Origin of the sequence: Arthrobacter sp. Soil763 (assembly GCF_001428365.1) — a bacterium.
In the GTDB taxonomy this organism is placed as follows: domain Bacteria; phylum Actinomycetota; class Actinomycetes; order Actinomycetales; family Micrococcaceae; genus Arthrobacter.
In genome coordinates this window covers 26708-51648 of record NZ_LMSH01000003.1, presented here as the reverse complement: position 1 = coordinate 51648, position 24941 = coordinate 26708, and the positions used below count along the sequence as shown (strand labels likewise).

Here is a 24941-nt window from a genome sequence, read left to right as displayed (position 1 = left end):
TAGCCTGGCGCAGTGACTAATTCCATTGGGGGAGTGGCAGCGGGGCAGCTGCCCGAGGGCTTGTACGAACTTCTGAACACGGATGCGCTCGGCAGCTTGTTGAATAACGCGTCGGATCTGCGACCCGTCTTTGCCGCCATAGATGACGAAGACAGCCCGGATATCCTCTCCCAGCACGTTGCCGAAGCCGTCCGGCGAGTCCTCGCCACAGCCAAACCCACCGAACGCGTCGCCCTCGCAAATAGGCTCCTCCGGGAATTGAACATCGGGGACCGCATCGCACCCGGCCCCACCCAACTCCAGTCCCTCCACCGCCCGGACACCCTTAAACGCCGCAACCTGCGCCGCCCCACCACCAAACTCGGCGATTCGGCTCTGCTGACCAACAGCAAGGACGATCCGAACCTCGCCGCGGAACTCCGAACCGAGATCGAATCCGCAAACACCGTGGATCTCCTCTGCGCCTTCGTCCGTTGGACAGGCCTCCGCCTGCTCCATCCGGCGCTCGAGGAGCTCAGGGAGCGAGGCGCCAAACTCCGCGTCATCACCACGACTTACATGGGTGCCACAGAACGCCGTGCCATCGACGAGCTCGTCACACGTTACGGCGCCGAAGTGAAGATAAATTACGAAACCCAGGCCACCCGTCTCCATGCCAAGGCCTGGCTGTTCCGCCGCAACTCAGGCTTCGACACCGCCTACGTCGGCAGCTCCAACCTGAGCCAGGCAGCCCTCCTCGACGGCCTCGAATGGAACGTCCGGCTCAGCTCCGTCGGCACGCCCGCACTCCTGAACAGGTTCGAGGTCACCTTCGACAGCTACTGGGAACAACGCGCCTTCCAGAGCTACGATCCCGAACGCGACGGCGAAAAGCTGGACGCCGCGCTGGAACGAAACGGCGGCCGGCGCACAGCGGTCCCCGGGGCAGCCACCGGCCTTGAGCTTCAGCCTTTCCTCCACCAGGAGGAAATGCTTGAAGACCTCGAAGCCGAGCGGCTCAAGGGCTTCAACCACAACCTCCTGGTCGCCGCCACCGGCACCGGCAAAACCGTCATCGCCGCGCTGGACTACAAGCGTCTCTGCGAAGCGGCCGGCAAGAACCTGAAGTTGCTCTTTGTCGCCCACCGCCAGGAAATCCTCAAGCAGGCCATGCGCACCTACCGCGACGTCATGCAGGACGGCGCCTTCGGCGAACTTTACGTCGGGGAGCACAAACCCAGGCAGTGGAAGCACATCTTCGCCTCCGTCCAGTCGCTGTCATCCCTCGGCATTGAACAGCTGGCACCCGACTTCTTCGACGTCGTCGTCATCGATGAATTCCACCATGCTATGGCGCCCACCTACCGCCGGCTGCTGGACCACCTGCAACCGCAGCAGCTCCTCGGGCTGACCGCGACGCCGGAACGCGGCGACGGCGTCGACGTCGCCCAGCAGTTCTTCGACGGCCGCACCGCCAGCGAACTGCGCCTTTGGGACGCCCTGGACGCGGATCTGCTGGTGCCGTTCCACTACTTCGGTGTCTCGGACGACGTCGACCTCAGCCAGCTGGAATGGAAGCGCGGCAACTACGACACCGCGCAGCTGAACAACCTCTACACCGGCAACGACGCCCGCTCCGCCAAGGTGATCCGCGAACTCCGCGACAAGGTCACCAGCACCGAGCAGATGCGGGCCATCGGCTTTTGCGTCTCGGTCCAGCACGCCCACTACATGGCGGAGGTCTTCAACCGCGCCGGGATCGCGTCCGTTGCGGTCGACGGCAGCACCGACGACGCCGACCGGGCGGCGGCGCTGAAGCGTCTCGCCGCACGCGAGATCAACTGCATCTTCGCCGTCGACCTCTTCAACGAAGGCCTGGACCTGCCGCAGGTGGACACCATCCTGATGCTCCGGCCCACGCAGAGCGCCACGATCTTCCTTCAGCAACTGGGACGGGGCCTGCGTCGAGCCGAGGGCAAGGCGGTGCTGACCGTCATGGACTTCATCGGCCAGCAGCGCCGTGAATTCCGCTTCGATCTGCGCTACCGGGCCCTCACCGGCTACGGGCGCAAGGAACTGGAAAAGGCGGTCGAGGACGAGTTCCCGTACCTGCCGTCGGGCTCTCAGATTGTGCTGGACAGGGTGGCGCAGAAGGTGGTGCTGAACAACATCAAGGCGCAGCTGCGGTTCAACCGGGTGCAGCTCGTCCGGGACATCGCCTCGTACGCGGAGACCGAGCTGCATGCGTATCTCGAGCGGTCCGGGAACGACGTGAAGTCGATTTACCGGTCCACGAAGGACTCGTGGACCGGGTACTTGCGCACGGCCGGTTTGATCGAGGGGTTCTCTCCGCTGGAGGCAGTCATCACGGGGAGGATTCAAGAGCTCTCGGACGCCGACGAAAAAAAGCTCCTCAGCCGGATGGCGCGTCTGATCCATGTAGACGATCCGGAACGCGCCGATGCCTACTCGATGCTCGTCGGCGCAGACGCTCCCCGCTACGCGGACCTCGGCATGCGCGAGCAGACCTTCGCCCGCATGCTGTTCTACACGCTTTGGGACGACGGCGGCGGCTTCCAGTCTTACGACGCCGGCCTCGACCACCTGCGCGGCTACAAGTTTGTCTGCAGCGAGATCCGCCAGATCGTGAGACTCGGTGTGGCAGCCTCCAAGCATGCCGCCAAGGGCCTTGGAGCAGGGTTGCAGCACATCCCACTGCTCTCGCACGCCACCTATCGGCGTGAGGAAGTCCTTTCGGCCCTGCAGTACGGTTCCCTGGAACTAGGCAAGAGTGTGCAGCATCGCGAGGGTGTGGCCTGGTGCCCCGCGACATCCACCGATGCCTTCTTTGTCACTCTCAACAAGGACGACAAGAAGCACTCGGCCACGACCATGTATAAGGACTACGCCATCAGCCCGGAGCTGTTCCACTGGGAATCGCAGAACGCGACCTCGCCGGGTAGCCCGACGGGAAGAAGGTACTTGAATCGGGCTGCGCGCGATTCGAAGATCCTCATCTTCACCAGGGATGCGGCCGAAGACGAGACAGGTCTGACTGTTCCGTATGCGTGTCTCGGCCAGGTGGACTATGTGCAGCACGCGGGGGAGAAGCCGATTGCGATCACTTGGAAGCTGCACCGGCCGATGCCGGCGGATGTTTACGCCACAGCGGCTGCGGTAGCTCAATAACCGGCCCATGCGGAACGAGTAGGCACTATAGATTATGGCAGTTTGGGCAGGGAACCCGCGGAGGTGCGGCAGATCTCTGAGACATCAAACCAATAGGCTTCCTCCATGCATTCATACGAACCCAGGCAATATCCCACAATAAGTAGCGAACGCTTGGAAAGGCTGTTCCGTCTAGATCCTCGTGTTCGACCGTCTGAAGTAGCCGCATTCCTGGCGCTGGATCCCCTGCTGCAGTTTGAAGAATTGAGAGAGCTTCGACGAGATACGGCACACCTGGGTGGAGGGAGCTTTGGTGCTTTGGTTGCCGTCTTTGCGGGTGCCGCCCTGGTCGCCTACCCACTGATCGTTTCGGGGGTATTTCAGTTGGCCGATCTGCCTATTCATCCTTTGATTGTCGGGGGTGGAGTCGCTGCCTTGGGTCTGGTTCTGGCACTGAGCTTTGCGCTCACCCAAAACAATCTCGGACGTTCCGCTACGAGACTAGCTTTCTATGAAGAGGCTTTGGCGCTACAGCGTTCTGCGCGGGACAGGAGTGCTTGGCCGGGGCGAATGAGCAGACCGTCCGTACGCCGCGTCATCTGACAACTAAGGGGTGGCTGCGCGTGCTCGCACCAGAACGTGCCGAGCTCCAAATTCGATGGTCCTCTCTTGCCCGTGGCTGGCAATGTGCCCGCACTATAAGCCTGGCTTGTCGCGGCGAACCTGCAAAGAAATGTCTGTGCCACAGATTACATTTGTCTTCGTACATCAGTCCGGGCCGTGGGGGTCCTCAGCGAAGGGGCTCGTTCATGAGCGCGGAAGCGACAGTCAGGGATCTCTCTAAGATCGCCGAGAAAGATCAAGAGCAGGCTTATTTCGACGCCGCCAAGGAACATCGTGAAGCCGCCGCAGCATCTTGGGCTCCGTCGAATTTCTCTGGGGGGACAGCCGCAGAGCGCCGCGCCATGCAATTAGAAGCCAACCGACGGACAATCGTCGCGCCGGATGAGCCGGCTGCCTTTGGCCGCATCGACGCCGACGGTGAAGATCCCCTTTACATCGGCAAAGTGCGAATCCTCAATGAACAGAAAGACCTGCTGGTGACCAACTGGCAGTCGAAAGCGGCCGAGCCCTACAGCCAGGCCACTGCGCAGGAACCTCTGGGCCTGTCTCGGAAAAGGACCTACGACTGTCTCGGAAACGAAATCCGCGACTTCGAGGACTTGGTCTTTGGTGATATCGCTGCAGCCGTCGTCGAGCTTGAAAGCGCCAAGTACGGCGGCGACGCCCTATTGCAGGCCATGCAGCGGCGTCGAAGTGGAGCCATGGTCGACATCGTGCGGACCATACAGGCCGCCCAGGACAAGCTGGTACGAGCCGCCAAAGACCAACTCCTCGTTGTTCAGGGCGGACCGGGAACGGGCAAGACAGCGGTTGCCCTGCACCGGGTATCCTGGCTTCTCTTCAACTTTCAAGACGAGTTGCCGCCAGAGGATGTTCTCGTGGTGGGACCGAACCCGACTTTCACACGCTACATCCGGCGGGTCCTCCCGGATCTCGGTGACGAAAACGTCCAACAGCAAGCACTCCAGCAGCTGCTCGCTGCTGACATTCGGGTCGGCGGCCGCGAATCCGACAACGTCGCATCGGTAAAGGGCTCATCCAGAATGAGCGACGTACTCGCCACTGGACTCCAGCAGCGGGTACGAATCCCGAATGCGGACATCAAGATTCGGCGCAGGGGATCTGGTTCAACGGTGACTGCAAACGCCGGTGAACTGGCAGAGATCATCAGGTCCATAAGCAGCGCAACTTTTGCTGATGGCCGTCTTGCCCTCCGCCAACAAATCCTGCGGCTCGTAGGGCCCCAGCTTGGCGCTGCCCGCGGCACGGTTCTGGAATCGGCTCTTGACCCAGTGTCGCTCGACGCCGAAGTCGAAAAGATTTGGCCTCAGATAACGCCGCCCCAGTTCATCCGCGAACTACTCGGATCATCGGAAAGGCTGCAGCGCGCTGGGGAAGGATTCCTCAGCGCAGTAGAAATTTCTCTGCTACACCGGCCTTCCGCCCCCCGAATTGCTGACGAACCATGGACCATGGCCGACCTGGCCTTGATCGATGAAGCCACTGAAATCATGCGCGGCGAACCAACGCTCTATGGGCACATAGTGGTCGACGAAGCACAGGACCTGTCAGAGATGCAGCTTATGGCGATCCGTCGACGGTCAAAGACCGGCTCCATGACTGTCGTTGGCGACATTGCCCAGTCCACCGGACCTTACTCCCGTAATTCCTGGGATGACGTTCAAGTCTTGCTCGGGTCGTCGTTGCCGTCCGCCGTAGTGGAGCTCGAGCATGGTTATCGTGTGCCTAAAGAGGTTTTCGACGTCGCGCTGCCGGTTCTAAAGTCGGCAGCGCCCGCTGTCACACCCCCCACGATTCTCCGTGAGGCCGGGCAGCAGCCGCGCTTCATAAGAACTACTCAAACGGATTTTGCTGATGCTATTGTCGCTGCGGTCTTCGAACACAGCGGACGCGGGCGATTTGTAGGTGTGGTCGCCTGTGAGGAACGGTGGCCGGAACTACGAACAGCATTCGAGGCGAAAGATCTCCAGTGGAGCCAGTCGAGTGACGGCGGACTATCCTCCGCCATAAATCTGGTTACCCCGGAGGATTCCAAAGGTCTTGAGTTTGACGCTGTCATTGTTGCGGACCCCCAGGCGATTTTGGATATGCCGCACGGCGGCCGGATGCTCTACATCGCGCTAACCCGCACGACAACGTACTTGGATGTTGTATATCCGGCTGGGCGGCTGCCGGTACTCCTCGGTGGACCGGACGAAGCGCCGGTGCCAGGAATGCCCGAGAGAGACGCCGCTGAATTAGGAGAGCATCCCTCAGTTCGGTCAGAAGAGAATGTGGAACAAAGCAACCCATCTAGCGGTCCAGACCAGGCCGATCCAGACGTACTGCGTGCGCCCTTTGGCAGGATCGAATTGGATAAGCTCGGACCCTTCGAGCTTGGGCTTGCTGAATCAAATGCCACGCACCTGGCTGAGAAGATCCGGCAAAGCGTCCAGCCGGCCATCTTGCCGGCAGTGTTGGAGAAGATCGCGATTATCCTGAGCGGCAACGACTGAAGCAAGCACCGGTTGGGTGCGCAGGTTGGAATCTCGACCGCATAGGAACGATCGCGAGCTTGGCGGGCGTTGGCCACTGGTATGGCCGGCATGCCGGAGCCTTGCTCCACGGGCATCGGCGCCAAAAAATGATAGAAAGAAACGAAGATAATGGCGAAATATACAGTTCAGCAGCAGCAAGTGGACACGCTGCTTGGGTGGGTCCGCAGCAAACAGATCGCCATCCCCGAGATGCAGCGGCCTTTCGTGTGGAACTCGACCAAGGTCCGTGACCTCATGGACTCCTTGTACAACGGGTTTCCTATCGGGTACCTCATCACCTGGCAGAGTCTCGAGGTTGGACTAAAGGATGGCAGCACTTCAAACTTCAAACAGATCCTTATTGATGGTCAGCAACGTATTACGGCAATGACTGCGGCGCTAGTCGGAGAGCCGGTGGTGGACAAGAGCTATGCGCGGAAGCGGATTAAGATCGCGTTCAACCCCGTCTCTGAAGAGTTTGCAACACTTACACCGGTCCTAGAAAAGAGCCCCGAGTGGCTCTCCGACGTTTCGGAATTCATTAGTGCGCCGTCGGTTCTGGGAATCATGCGAGACTATTTGGCCGCAAATCCAAGCGTGGACGAGCTCGCCGTTGAACAGGCGTTCGGCAAGCTGGGGGCAATTAAGACGGCACAAGTGGGAATCATCACGCTCGGTGAAGATCTCGACATCAACACGGTGACCGAAATCTTCATTCGAATCAACTCTAAAGGTGTGCCTCTGAGTAGCGCTGACTTCGCCATGAGTAAGATCGCGAGCCACGGCGAGTTCGGATCTAACCTGCGCAAGCTGATCGACTACTTTTGCCACCTTGCGGTGGCCCCTCACGTCTATGACGACATCGCGGAGAACGATTCGGCCTTTGCGGCCTCGGGATACATGCAGAAGATTGCGTGGCTTCGTCGGGATACCTCCGACCTCTACGATCCGACGTACACCGATGTTATCCGGGTGGCGGGAATCAAGGCCTTCAAACGGGGAAAGGTGGCCGCTCTGGTTAGCGTCCTTTCCGGGCGCGACTTCGAGACCAGGAGCTTCGACGAAGAGCTCGCTGTCGAGTCGTTCAAAAAATTGGAGAGTGTTCTCCTCGAAATCGTCAACGAGTACAACTTTCAGCAGTTCACGATGACGATCAAGTCAGCTGGGTTCGTTTCGCCGAGCATGATCAGTTCCAAGAACGCACTGAACTTCGCATATGCCATGTATCTCCACCTACGCGGTGAAGGGCGGATGACCGAAGGCGACATCAAACGGGTGGTCCGGAAGTGGTTTGTAATGTCCCTCATCACGACTCGATACACCGGCTCATTTGAATCAGCCTTCGACGCTGACATCCGGAGAATATCGGAACTGGGAGCAAGCGAGTTTTTGGACAACATTGAGAAGTCATCAATGAGCGACAACTTCTGGGACGTAGCCGTCCCTATGGCCATGGAAAGTCCTAGCGTAAGGAGCCCGTTCTTTCAGACGTACTTGGCCGCCCAGGTGCACTCCGGCGCCAGAGGTTTTCTCTCCAAGAACATTACCGTGGCCAACATGTTGGAGGAGTCCGGCGACATCCACCACCTGGTCCCGAAGAACTACTTGCAGAAGAACGGTGTAGCTGATCGAAATGACTACAACCAAATTGCTAATTTTGCGCTGACCGAGACGCCAATCAATATAGGAATCAAAGACTCGGCGCCCGCCGACTACATGGAGCGACTCAATATGCAGATCGCCGACGGTGAGCGTCGGCTTGGCGAGATCACAGAGTTGTATGAACTCAAGGAAAACCTAGCTGCGAACGCGGTGCCGGATTCGATCTATACAACCACCGCAGAGTCGTACGGTGACTTCCTTACCGAGCGTCGTCTCTTAATGTCGCACTTCATCCGGGACTACTACCGCAGCCTTTAACACTGATATGGGGAACAATTTGAGCGCTGGTTATGCTGTTGTTGACGTTGAAACGACCGGGCTTTATCCTGGGAGTCACCGCATTGCCGAGATCGCCGTCGTGCACGTCGAACCGGATGGGACTGTCAGCAACCGCTGGGAGACGCTCGTCAATCCTGAGCGGGACCTTGGGCCGCAACACATCCATGGCATCCGGGCCGCTGACGTGCTGAACGCCCCGGTTTTTGACGACATCGCCCACGATGTGATGGGCCTCCTCGCGGGGCGTGTCCTAGTCGCCCATAACGTCCAGTTCGATTACCGCTTCGTTTCCCATGAGCTGGGGCGGGCAGGACTTGCCATTCCATTCGAGGTCCACGACTGCCTCTGCACGATGAAGCTGGCACGGCGGTACCTGCCGGGCGCAGGACGGTCGTTGAAGGACTGCTGCGACAGCTTCGGAGTGAGCCTCGACAATGCACACAGCGCCGGCGACGACGCTGAGGCCGCCGCCCATGTGCTGAGCAACTACCTGCACATGGATTCCGAAAACCCCGAATGGTTCAGTGCCCTCGACCGGGCCTATTTCGCGTCCTGGCCGGCTGTGACGCCAAAGCGCCAGCCACCTGCCCTGCGTCCAACGACGGAGGAGCCGCAGCCACATTTTCTGGAGCGCCTGGTCAACCGGCTGCCCGAAGTGGCCGGCACCGACGAGCACACTGCCTACCTGGCCATGCTCGACCGGGCGCTCATGGACCGGCAGATCTCCGCATCCGAGGCGAACAGCCTCGTTGCACTGGCCGATGAGCTCGGAATCAGTCGTAGTTCCGCGGAACAACTTCACGTCGACTACATGGTCGCGATGCTTGCCGCAGCCTGGCAAGACGGCGTCATCACGCCGGAGGAGGAAGCTGATCTTCGACTGGTTGCAGGCCTGCTCGGTATCAGCCAGGATTCGATCACCCAAGGACTGGCCGCCCCGATCGCCGTACAAGACACAGACAGCGGTGCCGTTGGACAGTCGCTGGTGCTGGCCGCCGGTGACAAGGTCGTCCTTACCGGTGAAATGTCGCGGGATCGAAGCGAAATCGAGGCGGACCTCAGAGCCGCAGGCTTTGTACCGCATCCGGCGATCACCAAAGCAGTGAAACTCTTGGTGGCGGCCGATCCCGACAGCCTGTCGGGCAAAGCCAAGAAAGCCCGCGCTTACGGGATTACTGTGGTGGGGGAAAGCTACCTCTCGAAGTTGCTGAGCGCATAGTCAGAGCGCACTACCGCCGCCCTTGCGCTTTGCAACAATGTCCGACGCATCTGTCCCGCAGTGGAGCATGGACGTCACGTGGAGCAGTCCTGTAGAGACCTTCTCCAAAGCGTGTCTTCATGCCGGAGAGATTCCTCGAGCTATAGGATTGGCAGCGAGCATTTGGGGAGGTTCATTGGCAACGAAGTCAGTCGGGGGCGGCTCGGGGGCGGTTGCCTCTTCGTCGCACGCAGCCTGCGCACGTTTCCGAGGCACCGACCCGCTTATCACCGGATTGACGCGACGAAACCTTGCGAAGGCTGTGGGCTTCGCAGACACAGCCGGTGGAATTCCGCAAGCTCGGTGGATGCGTGCGATGACGTTTGAGCGCTTGATTCGTCAAGAATCGTTCGCCGGCAAGATCGCTACGACGGCCGTCGGCTATCTCGGTCTCGACCGTCCGGCAGAGGTTGTCACGGTCAACGCGCACGTCAATGTGAGTACGACGGCGAAACTGCTTGCTGACGCCCACGAGCGCGCGGTCCTGTCCGGGGCGGCCACACTTGTTTACGACCTGTCTGTTCCGTTCGTTGGCTTCGAGGGTTCTCGGGCGACCGACGTGAAGCCGGACTTCGCCGTTGTAGCGCGGAAGGCGAAGGGCGACGGTTCGGGGACCTGGCTCATAGTCGGCGACGCCAAAGACTACGAGCGACTGCGTTCGCGGATTGAGGACTCCCGAATGCTCAAGGGATTCCTTCAAGTCGCGGTCGGGGCCGAGTCGTGCAGGGGCTGGTCCCAGCTGCCAGCGGAAATGGACGTACACACCCATGGCGTCCTGGCAGTGCCGAGAAACTCCTTCTTGCAGCCGGAAGCAGTGGTGGAGAACCTTCACGATTACCGGGAGGAGGTGCTGCTCCGCATTGCGGAGCGCCGCGCGGAGGCCCTTGCGACCGATCGTGACGAGTCAACTCCGCTGCCCGAGTTCGTGTCTCACCTAAAGGCCACGTTCGATCCGGCAACTTGCACCACGTGTACGCTCTTCTCCTTCTGCCGCGACGAACTCCGCAGGTCCGAAGATCCGGCTGATCTCTTGATCGAACTGGGAATCAGCCGCGACCTGCGTACACAGGCGATGGGCTTGGTCGACGGCTCGAGCGAAGTTGGACGAGTCCCGGCGACTGTAGCCGCGAATATCGATGCGACACTTCACGGCGTAGCCCAGCCGACGGGTCAGCTGCGTGTCGACCAGGTGGGCCTCCCCGGGACGGTGAACGTCGTCATGGCTAAGTCCGACGCCGCCGCGCTCGGTGTGCACGGCTTGGCCATCCAGCGGGTAACACCTGACGGCCGGGGCGAGTGGCAGAGCTACGTTTACAGTGACCCCCAATCTCCGGAAACGCGACGCCAGGTGATGAGGACCCTTGGAAGGGCCCTAAACCTTGCAATGCGCGAGCAGCGGATAGCTAACCCCGCGTCGCCGGGCGCGATTTACATCGTCGTCCCTGACCGGGCTACCGCCGATGTTCTCGTTTCCGTAGCCGACAACCTCGCTGGTGTTGAGTTGAGCCGACTGCGTTGGCAGCGAGACAAGGACATGGGCCGACCGGCGCTGACCTTTGATGGCGAGCCGGCCGAGATGCCCGCAGCAATCAGCGAGACCGACAGAACTGCCATCTCATTTCTGCTCGAGGAGGACCGCGCACGTGCCTTCTCACTCCGATGTCCCATCATCGACGTGCGCGCCGTACTCGCCAGGCATTTCGTCGCCGGTGGCCCGTCTGCGAACTCCGGCCGCCTCGACTATCTCGTCGGATGGGCAGAAGCAGTCAGCCGAGGCGCGCTGGATCAGCGTGCCTATGCCGACGAGATTGAGGAGAGCATTCACACCCCCGGCGCACGCCTTGCGAACGCGCATTCGGACGCGATTCACGTGTCGCTAACCGGCACACGTGTTCGGTCGGCCGGAAGTGGCCCAGCCGATTCGCCCTCGTATCACGACCTTGTTTGGGATGAACTCGCCTACAAGTGCGATGTTCTAGACCGAACTCTGGACGTATTGGAGGCCCTCCCGGTCTCAAAGCTCCGCGAGACATACCGGACAGTCGAAAGCGCGGCCCAGGAAGTCTGGCGTCGGCGTCTTTCGCTGCACGCGTCCGACCTCGTTCGGTTCGGGCGCACCTACCGCTTTTGGAGAAACTCGCAAGTCCGGATGATCGAAAGTGACCAACGCTGCACAGCCCAATTGCTGGCCCTGTCGAACCCGCAGTCCGCGCACGACCTTGCGACTTCGGCCGGAACGCGAGAAGTCGCATTCGCGACGGTGGTATCGACAGATCCGATTGTTCTCGATGTTGATTCGCGCCGGATTGTGGAGGGTTCGAGAGTCGTCATGGTCGTTCACAACGACGAGGCCTGCGTCGAAGCCGCAATCACCTCCGTTGATGTGGCGCCCAAGAGCGCGTTTAAGATCGACGGCATGAGTATTGGTCCGCTACACCGAGCAGGCGTTGCGGACGAAGCAGCTCCCAAGACGCATCTCGTTTGGTCACCGCAGGTGGTTCCTCCCCTGAGCGCCGGGGAGCGGCTGATAGTTGCTGACTTTGAGTGGTTCTCAAATAATCAAGGAAACCGCCACCTCCACGTTGCTAAGCCGGGACTCGATGCGCAATCTGCGCCGAGGCCGGACTGTGAGAGCGGTTCACATGATGAGGCGCCGCAGATCCATCAGTGGTGCTGCCGTTCTCACGAAAGTCGGGAGGGGGAGTGGTCTGACGTCATCGCCGACCGCCGCGCCCGTGGCCAACTAAACCCACAGGTCTGGCCCCCGGTTCGCGATGGCGATGCGTTTGAAGTCATCCCTTCTGGAGCCCCTGTCGGCAACCCGTACTCTGAGCCAAGCGAAATGGTTCCGGCCGACCTCACGATCGATGACCTGGAGTGACGATGGCCGGCTACTTCACACCACCAGAAATCATCGCAACAGGCGCAGCTCATCACATTGCAGCGGCAGCGTGCAACGCTGCAGTCTCCGACGATGCTAGTCGCGAACTTGCCGATGTCCTCTCAGGGGCGTCCCCCGTCGAACGAATTCTGCTTAAGGCCGCAGCCGGCGCCGGCAAGTCGCACGTCCTGAAGCGTCTCGTAGCCGAGGCTCATGCCCACGCTGCCTGCAGGCGGGCCGTCGTCGTTGCGTTCACCAACAAGCAGGTGCGCCCACTGGCAACCTCGCTGGGGAAGGGCCTCGGCCGCGACCGCGTGTGCCTCTTGGTTTCAGCCCAGCAATGGGGGGAGGTACCTCAGGAGGTAAGCGACGCAGCCACAGTTGTAGCCAGAACGTCTGACATTCCTGACACGGCTTCTGTCGTCGTAGCGACCTGCAGCCGGCTCGGGGCACCAAATGAGATAAGTAGGCTTCGTGACCGCTTGGGTGCTGGAAACAACGGCCAAGCGCCGTTCGACGTCATGTTCGTTGACGAGGCGTGGCAGATACCGCATCACCTTTTCGACAAGGTCACGAAGGCTGCTCCGAAGTGGGTGGCTGTTGGCGATGTCGGTCAGCTCCCGCCGCTCGAGATCGGCGACAACCCGTGGCGGGGGGATCCTGGATACAATCCTTACCGTGCTTGGCCGACCGACTACGATGACGATGCCCACACGTGGGGCAGAGAACTGCCTGCGGTCTGGCGCCCATCTGTCGGGCATCTTGGGCTCTGGCGGGCCTTCTATCCTGAGTGGGACAGGCTCGACTGTGTCGCGGCGCCCGGTGACCGAGTCCTTAACCTGGGGACGATGGACGGTCCAATTACTGAGATCTGGGGACAAGTCGGTACGGGCGTACCTACGCTCCTCGAAGTCGATGGTTTGCCCGAGCCAGAGGCCGCAGATATCGACGGTCCGTTGTTGGAATTTGTCGAAGCGTTGCTCGGCGAATTCTTCTCTGCCGGGCCAAGCCTTGAGACTCAGGAATACGACTCTGACGGAACGCCGATCGGCAGCTTCGCCGTTGCTAAGCCCGGCGGAGACCACGAAAATCCTCTGGTGGCCATCCTCGCCACGCGAAACCAGGCCGTCGACGATGCGGCAGAAGTAGTTGTTCGATTGCGAGAGAAGTACGACCTCACAGAACGAGACATCGTGAGCTCGACGGTAGACTCATACCAGGGACAGACCAACGGAATCACAGTCGCCGTCCACCCGCTTAACGGAGCAGCCGAGCTTGACACGTTCAACTCTGCGTTCGGGCGGCTAGCCGTGACATGCACCCGCGCCACCCATGGGCTCCTCATGGTTGCGCGCCCGGGCCTCGACGAACTGCTTGCTCAAGCACCCGCACGGCCGGGCACACCGTTTGGAGAGCCCGGCAACCGGCAGCTGCCCCGGCAGACCCACCAGCGGATACTTGCGACTTTTGCTCGCGGCCGAATCGATGTATCTGGCGACGGTTAGCGTTCGCTGGAGGGCAGGGGCGAGGGGCCGCCAGCCTCACTCGGCCTGTCCCCATTTCGACCTCGCCATTATGGCGTGCCTACTTCTACACACAACGACGACGAAGGAATCCGATGTCCCGGCTCAATGACCTGCTCAGGCGATTGAATAACAGCGATCCTGCATTAGCCGCTGACCTCAAGCGCGAAGTAGATGCGCTTGCTGACCGCCGAGCCTTTGGCCTCAATTTTGAGCGGCACGCCCCGGAAGCCGTCGAGCTTCCGGGGCGCAAGGTACTCAAAAATTCCAAGGTACGAATCTTGCCACAGCGCGGCACGAGACGAACGCCGGAGCATGACCGTCTCTGGCGGGTCCTCTCTATCAACCGAGCAAGCGAGACGGCAGCAGCGAATCTTGAGTCGCTCGACGGAGTGGAGGCCCAGATCGCCTCTCTAAGTGACTTAGTCGTCGTCGCCGAGTTTCGCGATCCAATCTTCCCCGGTCTCATCTCGACCGGCAAGGTGGAACGCGGTGGCGACAAGCCGTTCCACACGGTGATCAACGCAGAGAACTTCCACGCCCTCCAAACGCTGCTCTTCACACACCGCGGCAAGGTTGACTGCATCTATATCGACCCGCCCTATAACACGGGGGCGAAGGACTGGAAGTATAACAACGACTACGTAGAGGGCGACGACCTTTATCGTCATTCAAAATGGCTTGCATTCATGGAGCGACGATTGCTCTTAGCCAAGGAATTGCTAAACCCCGATGACTCTGCACTCATCGTCACCATTGACGAGAAGGAGTACTTGCGACTGGGGATGCTCTTGGAGCAAACCTTTCCTGACGCACGTATCCAGATGATAACCAGCGTCATCAACCCAAGTGGATCCTCCCGGACAGGCGAGTTCTCGCGTTCCGACGAGTACATCTACGTTGTCTTCATCGGAAGCGCCTCGTTGGTTCCGTCAGGCGAGGACATGCTGAGGCCGAGCGTCGAAGGACGCCAAGTTAGATGGGAAGGGCTGGCCCGCCGTGGTGCCAACGGACGGCGGACGGCTCGACCAAATCTGTTCTATCCGATTTTCTTCAACTGCGCCGACGGCACATTCCACTCGGTCGGCCAACCGCTTGCGCCGAACGCAGATCGTCAAGATGTGCAAAGCCCAGTCGGTGCCTTTGTGGTCTTTCCCATCGGGTCAGACGGGACCGAAGTCACCTGGGGCATATCTGCCGACAAATTCCGGGCCTACGTGAGCGCCGGGTACGTAAAGTTTGGCCCGTGGCAGCCAGGATCACGCAGGAGAGCAGTGTACTTCCTGCAATCCGGCACAATAGGCGCAGTCGAACGAGGAGACATTGAAATCTTGGGTGCGGACGGGGATGGCACGCTGATCCTTGGCACTCTTAACAAGCCAGTGCGCCCAATGACAACTTGGACAAAGCAGTCACACAGCGCCGGCGACTACGGCAGCACGCTGCTTCGGTATATGCTCCCGGACCGGCGTTTTCCCTTTCCGAAGTCGCTTTACGCGGTCGAAGATGCTCTACGATTCTTTGTCAAGGACAAGCCCAATGCCGTCGTTTTAGACTTCTTCGCTGGGTCGGGAACCACCACCCATGCGGTAATGCGGCTCAATAGGCAGGATGGCGGTCGGCGCCAGTGCATATCCGTCACGAACAACGAAGTGTCGGCGGACGAGCAGAAATCGCTGAGGACTAAGGGCCTCCGGCCTGGCGACCCCGAGTGGGAGCAGTGGGGCATCTGCAACCACATAACAAAGCCTCGTATACGAGCGGCTGTCACCGGTCGTACTCCGGAGGACCAGCCGATCAAGAGCGATTACAAGTTTACGGACGTCTTTCCGATGAGCGACGGATTCGAGGAGAACGCCGAGTTCTTCACTCTCACGTACGAGTCTCCGCTCCGCGTTTCCTCCAACCGCGAGTTCGCTAAGATCGCACCTCTGCTTTGGATGCGCGCAGGATCTCGAGGCCGATGCATCGACGACGTGACGGCTGGATGGGATGTAGCCGAGACCTATGGCGTCATTGCCGATCTAAACCAGACGGAGGGGTTCCTTAAGGAAGTCACCTCGAACGATGGCGTAAGCCTCGTGTACATCGTGACCGACGAGGACCGGCTCTTCGAGTCGGTTGTGCGGGAGCTACCTGAGCACGTAGAACCCGTCCGGCTGTACGAGGCGTACTTGCGCAACTTTGAGATTGAGACGGGAAGGAACTCACTGTGAAGTTCACACTGAAGGACTATCAGGACGACGCTGTCGCGGATGTGCTTGCCAATCTCGAACGTGCCAAGACAGAGTACGAGCGGGACGGTCGAGAGTCGTCGTTTTCTCTGACCGCACCGACTGGCGCAGGCAAGACCGTGATGGCAGCGGCCGCGATCGAGGCCCTCTTCTACGGAAGCGAGCGCTTTGACTTCGAGCCGGACCCTGGCGCCGTCGTTATCTGGTTCTCCGACGACCCGAACCTCAATGATCAAACCCGAATGCGCCTCATGGACGCGTCAGAGAAGTTCTCTTCATCGGATCTCGTGACCATCCAGCCGCCGTTCGCGAAGCCGCGTCTGGATCCGGGCAAGGTGTACTTCTTGAACACCGGCAAGCTTACGAAGAACTCTCTCCTCACGCGCGGCCATGAAGAAAACCTCGAGGAGCAGCTCGCAGGTCTGGCCGATGTTGCCACCCCCGACATGCAGGGGTGGACGATCTGGGAGACAATAGCGAACACCATCGCAGACGACAATCTCACGCTCTATCTTGTGCTCGATGAAGCGCATCGTGGCTTCAACACTCGAGTTACTGGGGACAAGCCCACGATTGTTCGAAAACTAGTGAACGGGCACGCGGGCTACCCTGGGGCTCCGATTGTCTGGGGTATTTCGGCGACGATCGAGCGATTCCAAGACGCGATGAAGGCAGCTGATGCGAGCAAAGATCGCCGTGCCTACCCTTCCGTCGCGGTCGATCCGTCTCGCGTTCAGGAATCTGGCCTGGTCAAGGATGTCGTTGCCCTGAACATCCCGCACGAAGCCGGCAACTTCGACACGACCCTCGTTCGATTGGCTGCAAGGAAGCTCGTCCAGTCCACCGAGCGGTGGGCCAGATACGGTCAGTCTCAAGGCGCCGTCGAGGTCGTAAAGCCACTTCTGGTGTTGCAGACGCCGAATAAGCCGGAGGGCGATGACATTGGACGTGCTCTTGACGCCATTGCCCAGGAGTATCCCCAGCTCAACGAGTTTAACGTTCGGCACGTGTTCGGTGATCACACAACTCAGAGATTCGGCGCTTGGGAGGTGGACTGGATCGAACCCCAACACGTTGAAGAGAACGAAAAGGTTCGAGTGCTCATCGCGAAAGATGCGATCTCGACAGGTTGGGACTGCCCGCGCGCTGAAGTCATGGTGTCATTCCGCCCAGCCAAGGACAACACCCACATTACTCAGCTGCTCGGCCGCATGGTTCGCAGCCCCCTTGCGCGCCGGGTGCCTGGCGACGAGCGGCTCAACTCAGTTGACTGCATCCTGCCGTTCTTCGACCGAACCACCGCTGGGCAGGTCGTCAAGTACCTCACCGGTCAGCTGGAGGAAATGCCTGGAACGGCAGGCAAGAAAATTCTGCTCGACGGCCGGGAACTGCTAGCCAATCCCAACATTTCTGACGCTGTCTGGAATGCGTGGGACGAGCTCCCAACCGAAACACTTCCAAAGCGCGGTGCACGACCGGTGAAGCGCCTCGTGGCCCTGGCTCAGGCACTCGCCATGGACGGATTGCGGCCGGACGCTCTCCGCGACGCCGAGGGCGAGATGCACGCCATTCTCGATGGCTACGCTGCACGGTACTCGCGGCTGCTCGATGAAGCCGTCGAGCAAGTCTGGCGCGTCGACGTCCAAGAGATTTCGGGAAAGGTGGGTTCGTCCAAGCTCAGCTATCGTGAGTTCGCGGAGCGCGCCGACGACCGCGCGATTCGAACCGCGTTCGAAGACGCGAAGAAAGCCTTCGGCGCCGACATTGCCCAGTCGTACGTGAATCATCTGGCTGGCCCAGACGACGATGCGGCGGATGATGACGGGCTTCGGGACGCATTCGTTAAGGCATCGGCCCTAGCTATGATCAAAGAAGTCCGTGAAAAGGTTGACCAAGAGGCCACCGAGATTGTGGATCGGTGGTTTGCCGAGAGCCGCGTGGACCTGAAGGGCCTGCCGGACGAGCGACAGCAGGAGTACGAGGACATCCGTTCGATGACCATCGACCCTCAGCAGGGAATGCTCGGGCGGCCACGATCCCGCATGGAGGATTATCAGGTAGTCGACGACAACGAGCAGCTTAGCGTCGCGCCACTGGCTAGCCTCCATCTGATGTCGGACGAAGAAGGACAGTTCCCGCTGAGCTCGCTCAATAAGTGGGAGCGCGGCGTCGTCAATACGGAACTTTCCCGTCAGAATGCCGTCGGGTGGTATCGCAACCCGTCGCGGGCCGCCGTCGACTCCTTGGGCATCGCGTATCGTGACGGAAAGGGCAACTGGCGGTCGATGCACCCGGATTTCATTTTCTTCCACGAAGTAAATGGTGAAACCAAAGCATCCATCATTGATCCCCATGGACATCACCTTGAGGACGCAGTCACGAAGCTGAGGGCGCTGGCTGAATTCGCCGAAAAGTACGGGGAAAGCTTCTACCGTATAGAAGCGATAAGTCAGGTGGACAACTCCATGCGAGTACTCGATATGCAGGAGTCCGCGGTTCGAGATGCGGTGCGCCACCGAAACGACTCGGCAGTTGATTTCTACTACTCCGACCTTGCTGTGGATTATGACCGTTCAAAGGTGCACGCGCCCAGTCAGGCAGTGAATCACTGATGGTGGGGGAGCCCGGTAGCCGGCCCAGGGCTATCGGGCTCCCGCTGCGTTACAGAGCCGCCGGACATCGCACATTTGGCACTTCGTACGCTCGGGCTTCGGTTCGTACTCGCGTCGCCTGAGGCTCTCTACCGTGGCGATGACCGAGGCCTCGGCGTTGGCAATGGCGCGTTTATCGACATCGACGTCATAACGTTGGGTCGTGCCGAGGTCGTGAATGAATGCCGCGGAGACGTCGAGTCCTTCGCGGCGTCCGGCATCGGCATAAATCTGGAGTTGCAGCGGGCTGGTCTGCTCGCCGGTAGAAGTCTTGTAGTCGACGATTGCGAGACTGCCGACTTGGCCGTCGTGCTCGTCGTAGATCACATCGGCCCGGCCGGAAACGACCACGCCGTCCAGGTAGAGCTCGAATGGGCGTTCCGTGGCCCACGTGCGCAAGAGATCCGACGGATGGTCGGTAACGTATCGCTGAACTAGCTTGCGGGCCTTTTCGCGCATCTCTTTGTGGCCAGCCTTGTTGGCATATGGCAAGAAGAATTCAGAGTCGAGCAGTTGATTAATCTGCAACTCGGTTGGAAGTGTCCCGGTGGCCTTCGTTTTCTCCGCGAGCACTCGCATGGTGTGGTGAACCGCGTTGCCGTATCCCAGTTCCGCCTGGATCGTCGGCATGAAGCCAAGTTGATTCTTCAGCATGTAGCTTCGCGGGCAGGAGTCGAATGCGGCCAGTTCGCTATAGGTGATCGACAGTTCGGAATTGGCTGTGCCGCCCTTGCCGGAGACCGAAGTTGGCACACCTTGGTTCGTGAAGACTTGGCGGGCGTACTCGAAGTACCCGGAAGCATTGCGTGTCCTGCCGCTCTTCTGTCGCGCATGACTTGAGAGGAGGACGGCATCGCGGGCTCGAGTTATGGCGACGTAGAAGAGACGGCGTTCGTCTGCGTCGGTGCCTTGGTAGCGTGCGACGTCGAATTTGCCGACTAGTGACGGCGGCCATTCCTGGCTCTGGCCGCTCTTGCTGGAGGGGAAGCGCGTCTTAACCAGCGAGGGCAGGAAGACGACCGGCCACTCGAGCCCCTTGGCTCCGTGGACAGTTCCGAGTGCGACTCCGTCCTCGAAGAGATCCTCTTCGCCCGCGAAGTCGTTGTAACTCCCGACCGCGTAGTTCGAGAGCAGGATCGCGAAGTTCTTGTAGAACCACTCCCCGCCGCTCCTGGCCCCGACCTGCTCTCCGGGGTTGTTCGGGTCCTTCCGGGCCCGCCAGCTGACGCCCTCGTAATCCGCCAGGACGTTAGTGAAACGTGCAATTGTGCCTAGCCGGTTCCGCGTCAGACTTTCGGTGAGGTCCCACCGATTCACGCCGAGCATCTCCACGAGAACGTAGAAGTCCCCGACTAGGCTCTCGTTAAACTGGCTGGCCAGCGCCTTCACCTTCCAGCTCAGCAGGCGCTCTTTCAACGCGGTGAAGCTCGCTGGCGTCAAGCCGAAGATGCGTGTGTAGTCATCTAATAGGCGGTCCAGAGTGACCGCCTGCCGGGGGGTGCCGTACTTCTCGGGTGACCAATCGATTTCTCCGATCCAAGCGTACGTAGCCGCGAAAACCTCTGCTTCGGGCTGAGCGAAGAGGCCGGTGCGTCCGCCTGGTTGGACCGGGATCCGGCGGGCTGCGAGTGACTCAAGAATCGCCGGGTAAGCGGCCCTCCCTCGTACCAAAATGGCGATGTCCTTGTACTCGACGCCCAATTCGCGGAATTCGAGGATCTGCCTCGCGATCTCCTCCGCTTCATCGTTCTCGGTGCCGGGATTGCTGGTGAAGGCGACAGACGGTCCGACACCTTCACGAAAAGGGTGCATCTCCTTGTCGATTCGCCCTGGAACCGTCTTGGCAAATGCGTTGGCGAGTTCGACGATGCCGGGACGGGACCGGCGATTCGTCAGCAAGCGAAACTGCTCGACGGCGGGGTACCGCTCGTCGAAAGTCACAATGTTTTTGACCGCTGAGCCCCGCCACTGGTAGATGGCTTGATCATCGTCACCGACAACGACAATGTCGGCAGTGCCGTATGGCTTCGCCAAAAGCGATATCAGGCACTCTTGCGCCGGGTTTACGTCCTGGTACTCGTCAACAATCAGATGCCGAAGCGGCTCAGTGACCTTCGCGTGGATTTCGGGATCCTGCAGAGCCTCGACAGCACGGACGATTTGGGTGCCAAAGGACATGAACTGGTACCGGTCGAGCATCGCGTAGTACTCCGTGACAGCGGCCTTGAAGTCATCTTCTGGCAGGGCACTGACGTCGATCATCTCGTTCTCGAGGACGTCTACGCCTCGCTGAAACTTTTCAATGCTTTGAAAGGTGCGGCCCGTGGCCGACAAATTCTTGATGCCGAGCTTGAAGCTTTCGCGGTATAGAAGGTTGGTCAGCTGGTTTGTGTCCAATGGTGTGTACGTCTCGTAGCGTGGGACATAGGTCTGGAGCGTTCGAAAGCAGTAGGCGTGGATCGTGCCGACGAACAGGCGACCCAGCTTGTCGGTCGCCTCGGATCCTTGGATAGCCGTCACGCGTTCGCGAATACGCTCCTTGAGCTCCGCGGCGGCCTTCTCAGTGAACGTAAACGCCACGATTGACTCTGGAGCTTCACCGTCCGCCAGGAGTGATGCGACTCGCTGCGATACCACCTCTGTCTTACCGGAGCCGGCAGCAGCGATGATTTGGATATGGCTGCCTCGATGTGCGACAGCCGCGGCCGCGTCTCCTTCGAGCTCCGGAATTTCCGCGGTTGACGGCTTGGGGCGGCTCGGAGCGGTGACTGGTACGTCGGCTTCCAGTGGAGTGGACTTAGCAGGCTGTGTCGGGATCACGGACTCGGGCGCTCTCGCCGGCACGACAGCCGCCGACCCTGGAGGTGTGATCGGAGGGGACCCGACGTTGGCCGAAGACGGCGTCGTGGGTCTGATACTGAACGGGGAAGGCGTAGCTGCCTTTTTCTCCTTGGACGAAGAGACCCACTTGAATTTCACGTATTTTCCCCTGTTTGACCGTAAATCCACGCGACCGGATCATCGTTGACGTCGTTCGTCGTTGGCAATCGCAGTCTGTGAACAATCTTTGACAGATCTTATCTGCTGCATGGCCGTTCGGCCTGACGTCGGCCTCACCTGTGGGCCAGCGTGCTGCAATTCGGAGCTTTTCCGCATCCGGCGGGCTCCGCAACACTGTTGCACGAGACGGCGCACTTGTCGCCGGGCCTGCGGCCGGGAAGGATTGGAACCGAGTCGACTCGAGTCCTGCTGTGGATTAGCCGAGCAACAGACTGAACCCTTGGAAAGGGATGCCCCGCAAGGGCTTCGAAAGGATGATTCGTTGGCAGGAAGACTGAATACGGCCCCACATTGGTTGACTCGGCTAAATCCTCGAATCGATTTAGAGCTTATCGATCCAAGTATCTTCTTCTCGAAGATCCCAGTCAGATGCCCCGACGGCTCGGGGTTTGGCCGCAGCATTTCCCTTTATGCGCTTGAGAACCCGATGGGCTTCGACTGCTGTGAGTTCGCGAAGCGAGGCCAAGGGCCGCACTACACAGCTTTGCGCGACTTCCTGACGACGTTCTTGGCTCTCGATCCCAGCGACGGTGAACGCCTCGCGGATGGCGAGCACTTGGTCGTCTCGAATGGGTTGCTCGGAGGGTCCCGCGCTTTGGCCGGGAACTTCTTCTGCGTCGAGATTAAATAGTGCGTCATTCACAATGACGAGAATACAGTGACAGGCCGCCACCAGGTGGCTCACGGACGATTGGAGCTGACGCTCGCTTCCGATGGTAGGCGACGATGTCGTCTCGCCGCTCTATGGTCGCATATGGGCTGTGTCCCGAAGGGAGTTCGTTCAGGACCACTAACTGCGGCTTACTCGAATTCCGTCTGATCCCAGGGTTCCTGCGACTCCACGTACTCATCATCGAGCGAATCACCCATCGACGCGTCCTCGCCGTTCAGATACCAGTCCTCTATGGAATCGGACATGCGTGCCTTCTCTCAAAGTTGAGTTCCGCGCTATTGTTCAAACCGCGGAAGCGGCATGGACGAGTCTTGGGAAGATTTAGGTCTGGGCAACATAACATCTGAATTTGACGACCGCAAGGCACCACTTATGCGAAGGATCAGCCAAATGCTGCGAACGGAGCGGCGCCTACGGCGTCCCCACGCGCGCTAGGTGACCCCTGGAGATGGGTTCTCCCGAGCCCTCTCCAAGGTAGCCGACGGGAAGGAAGAGATGCGGTGGGGAGCACGTCGTCGAACCCCGTCTGGCCGTCTTAGGGTTACCGCGCCGATACGCGATGCCGAGCGAAGAGCCTGCCGAACCACAGCATGCTCGGGCTCACTTCTTCCGCGTCTTTTTTATGAGTTCCGCTGCCTGACGGTAGAACTCCATAGCTTTCGGGCTTGTTACAGCGTCGTAGACCTTCTTGCCTTCATCGGCAGCCTTTTTCACTTTTGCTTGCACTTCTGGGTCCGTGGCGAGATCGCGCAGCTTGCCAGCGGCGGCCTTTGCCTTGGCTCCGCTGTTCTTCAATAGCGCGGCAGCTTTCTCAGCATTTCCAGACATAGTTTTCTCCGTAGCGTCAGTATTTCGTCAAGCGAGGTTAGCACCGAGCGATGATGCTGCCCTGCCTGGCCGGGAGCAGGAGGAATCCCGCACGGCACGTTGGGGCGAGCCAGCCACCAGAAAAGCTGGTCAGGCAGCCGCCGCAGGGAAAACTACGAGCGACCCGTCCCTGCTTCGTTCGATCTCAATCGCGACGTCAGCCTGGTGGAATCCCGTAGTCACGCCGTCGCCGATTGAGCGAAGGCGATATGCGGCCACGAGCAGGTTGTCGACCTCGCCGGGGGTGAACGCGGGAATCCGGAAACCTCCATCACGCTTCAGCTCAAGAGCCGACAGCCGAAGTAGAACTGAAGCGATGGCGGATTCCAGCTCGTCGATGCCACGTTCGTCGTCACGCAACGACCCGATGAAGCTCTTGAACGGATTGTCCGTGTCCTGCTGAGCATGTTCCACTGCCTGAAGGACCAGTACCCTTCGTTTGAGGGCGATGGCGAGTCGAGCAACCTCCAGATGCGCGCGGAATACGCCGCCCTCCTCATTGAAGCCGGGGAATGATTTCGCCAGCGCACCTACTTCGACCGGCCCTTCGGGCAGCGCATCCAGCGCTGCTTGCCACTTCTTGAGTCGCCTCCGGGTTGCTGCGATCGCCGTGCTGATCGCGTGCGATGCGGAGTCAAGTCCCAGCGATAGCCCGACTCGGCCTTGGTCGAGGAGGACGGATGTCGCCTTGTCGATCGCTTCAGGACAAGCATCCAGTTCGTTGCGCTCGCTGTCGAGGTTGTCGTCGTGCAACTGCTCCAGGAGGTCTGTAATCCGCTCGATCGCTTGCTGTCGTTGGTGATCGGCGTAGGCGCTCGCGCTGACCGCGACGGCCATCAGAACAAGGGGCGCCGCAACTGTCAGCGCCCCGGCGCTGACGACTGCCACACCTGCGGTTGCAGCCGAGCCGGTAGCAGCACCTGCAGCAGCGGCGCCTCCAGCAACAGGCACAAACGAAGCTTGCGCTACCGTGGTCCCGGCCGAGTTGACTAACGCGCCTCGAATGCCGCCGGCAGCTGCCTTGGAAACCATGGGGTTAACAAGCCCCTTGCCGACCTGCGCGGCAACCTTTGCAGGAACCACCATTCGGTAGAGCACGTCACCAGTTTCTGCGACGTTTACCGTCGGAGTTGTGGCCCTTGCAGTGTTGGTGACGAGCTCCGCTAGCTGCCTAGCGAGCGGACTGGCTGCGTGAAGCGCAATCCCGCCGTTCCGATCGCGCTTGGTGGAGATTGGATGTGCTTCCAGAGTGACGACAGGGGAATCTGCAAGCGCGGCCAGGACGGTTCTCAGTTCAGCCAGTCGCTCCGGTGTCATGCCCGCATCTCCGAGCACGTTCGACACGCTCACGGACTCGGTTGCGAGTGCCCATACAGGCACGAGTGCCTTGGTCTCTGTGGTCACTTCTTGTCCCCTCCCCAAACGGAAATCCGCTATAAGCGGTAGTAGCGACCCCAATAGTATCCTCGTGGCGCAGCCTCGCAGCCCCCTACTGGGTTCAGTGGGGCTTTCGGTGAGGCGAGGGATATAAGTCAGGACTCATGA

The 24941-nt window shown here is 60.0% G+C and carries 13 protein-coding genes; 9 read left to right on the top strand and 4 right to left on the bottom strand.

The window, feature by feature from the left end:
- Positions 1-12: 12 nt before the first annotated feature.
- The 9 genes from ASG71_RS10005 to ASG71_RS09965 all read left to right on the top strand — a co-directional run bounded on the left by ASG71_RS10005 (position 13) and on the right by ASG71_RS09965 (position 18757).
- Entirely contained in the window at positions 13-3168 is a 3156-nt protein-coding gene (locus ASG71_RS10005; RefSeq protein ID WP_056738799.1) for a DUF3427 domain-containing protein, read from the top strand.
- Positions 3169-3273: 105 nt separating this feature from the next.
- The gene (locus tag ASG71_RS16935) at positions 3274-3750 is read left to right on the top strand and encodes a hypothetical protein (protein WP_157366373.1); all 477 of its coding nucleotides are present in this window, start codon (positions 3274-3276) and stop codon (positions 3748-3750) included.
- A gap of 206 nt (positions 3751-3956) precedes the next feature.
- Positions 3957-6287 carry a HelD family protein gene (locus tag ASG71_RS09995; protein WP_082575027.1) on the top strand — a complete coding sequence of 777 codons (2331 nt, stop codon included), beginning with the start codon at positions 3957-3959 and terminating at the stop codon, positions 6285-6287.
- A gap of 180 nt (positions 6288-6467) precedes the next feature.
- Entirely contained in the window at positions 6468-8228 is a 1761-nt protein-coding gene (locus tag ASG71_RS09990; protein WP_235564014.1) for a GmrSD restriction endonuclease domain-containing protein, read from the top strand.
- A 19-nt stretch (positions 8229-8247) separates the two neighbouring features.
- Entirely contained in the window at positions 8248-9468 is a 1221-nt protein-coding gene (locus ASG71_RS09985; RefSeq protein ID WP_082575117.1) for an exonuclease domain-containing protein, read from the top strand.
- Between the two features lie 355 nt (positions 9469-9823).
- Positions 9824-12388: a hypothetical protein gene (locus tag ASG71_RS09980; protein WP_200947977.1), complete on the top strand. Its 2565-nt coding sequence runs from the start codon at positions 9824-9826 to the stop codon at positions 12386-12388.
- A 2-nt stretch (positions 12389-12390) separates the two neighbouring features.
- Positions 12391-13893 (top strand): AAA family ATPase, encoded by a 1503-nt coding sequence (locus ASG71_RS09975; protein ID WP_056738786.1) that lies wholly within the window; start codon positions 12391-12393, stop codon positions 13891-13893.
- 113 nt (positions 13894-14006) lie between these two features.
- Positions 14007-16127 carry a site-specific DNA-methyltransferase gene (locus ASG71_RS09970; RefSeq protein WP_056738784.1) on the top strand — a complete coding sequence of 707 codons (2121 nt, stop codon included), beginning with the start codon at positions 14007-14009 and terminating at the stop codon, positions 16125-16127.
- Positions 16124-18757: a DEAD/DEAH box helicase gene (locus ASG71_RS09965; RefSeq protein ID WP_056738782.1), complete on the top strand. Its 2634-nt coding sequence runs from the start codon at positions 16124-16126 to the stop codon at positions 18755-18757. Before ASG71_RS09970 ends, ASG71_RS09965 begins: the two co-directional genes overlap by 4 nt.
- A gap of 30 nt (positions 18758-18787) precedes the next feature.
- On the opposite strand, the gene ASG71_RS09960 is transcribed toward ASG71_RS09965, so the two are convergent.
- From ASG71_RS09960 to ASG71_RS09945, 4 genes are all read right to left on the bottom strand, one after another.
- Positions 18788-21616, bottom strand: a complete 2829-nt coding sequence (locus ASG71_RS09960) for an ATP-dependent helicase (RefSeq protein WP_200947976.1) — start codon at positions 21614-21616, stop codon at positions 18788-18790.
- Between the two features lie 562 nt (positions 21617-22178).
- Positions 22179-22541 (bottom strand): hypothetical protein, encoded by a 363-nt coding sequence (locus ASG71_RS16665; RefSeq protein WP_235564012.1) that lies wholly within the window; start codon positions 22539-22541, stop codon positions 22179-22181.
- Positions 22542-23129: 588 nt separating this feature from the next.
- Positions 23130-23357, bottom strand: coding sequence for a hypothetical protein (locus ASG71_RS09950; protein WP_157366370.1), 228 nt, complete (start codon positions 23355-23357; stop codon positions 23130-23132).
- A 129-nt stretch (positions 23358-23486) separates the two neighbouring features.
- Complete coding sequence (locus tag ASG71_RS09945) at positions 23487-24800, bottom strand: hypothetical protein (RefSeq protein WP_056738774.1); 1314 nt, start codon at positions 24798-24800, stop codon at positions 23487-23489.
- Positions 24801-24941: the final 141 nt, after the last annotated feature.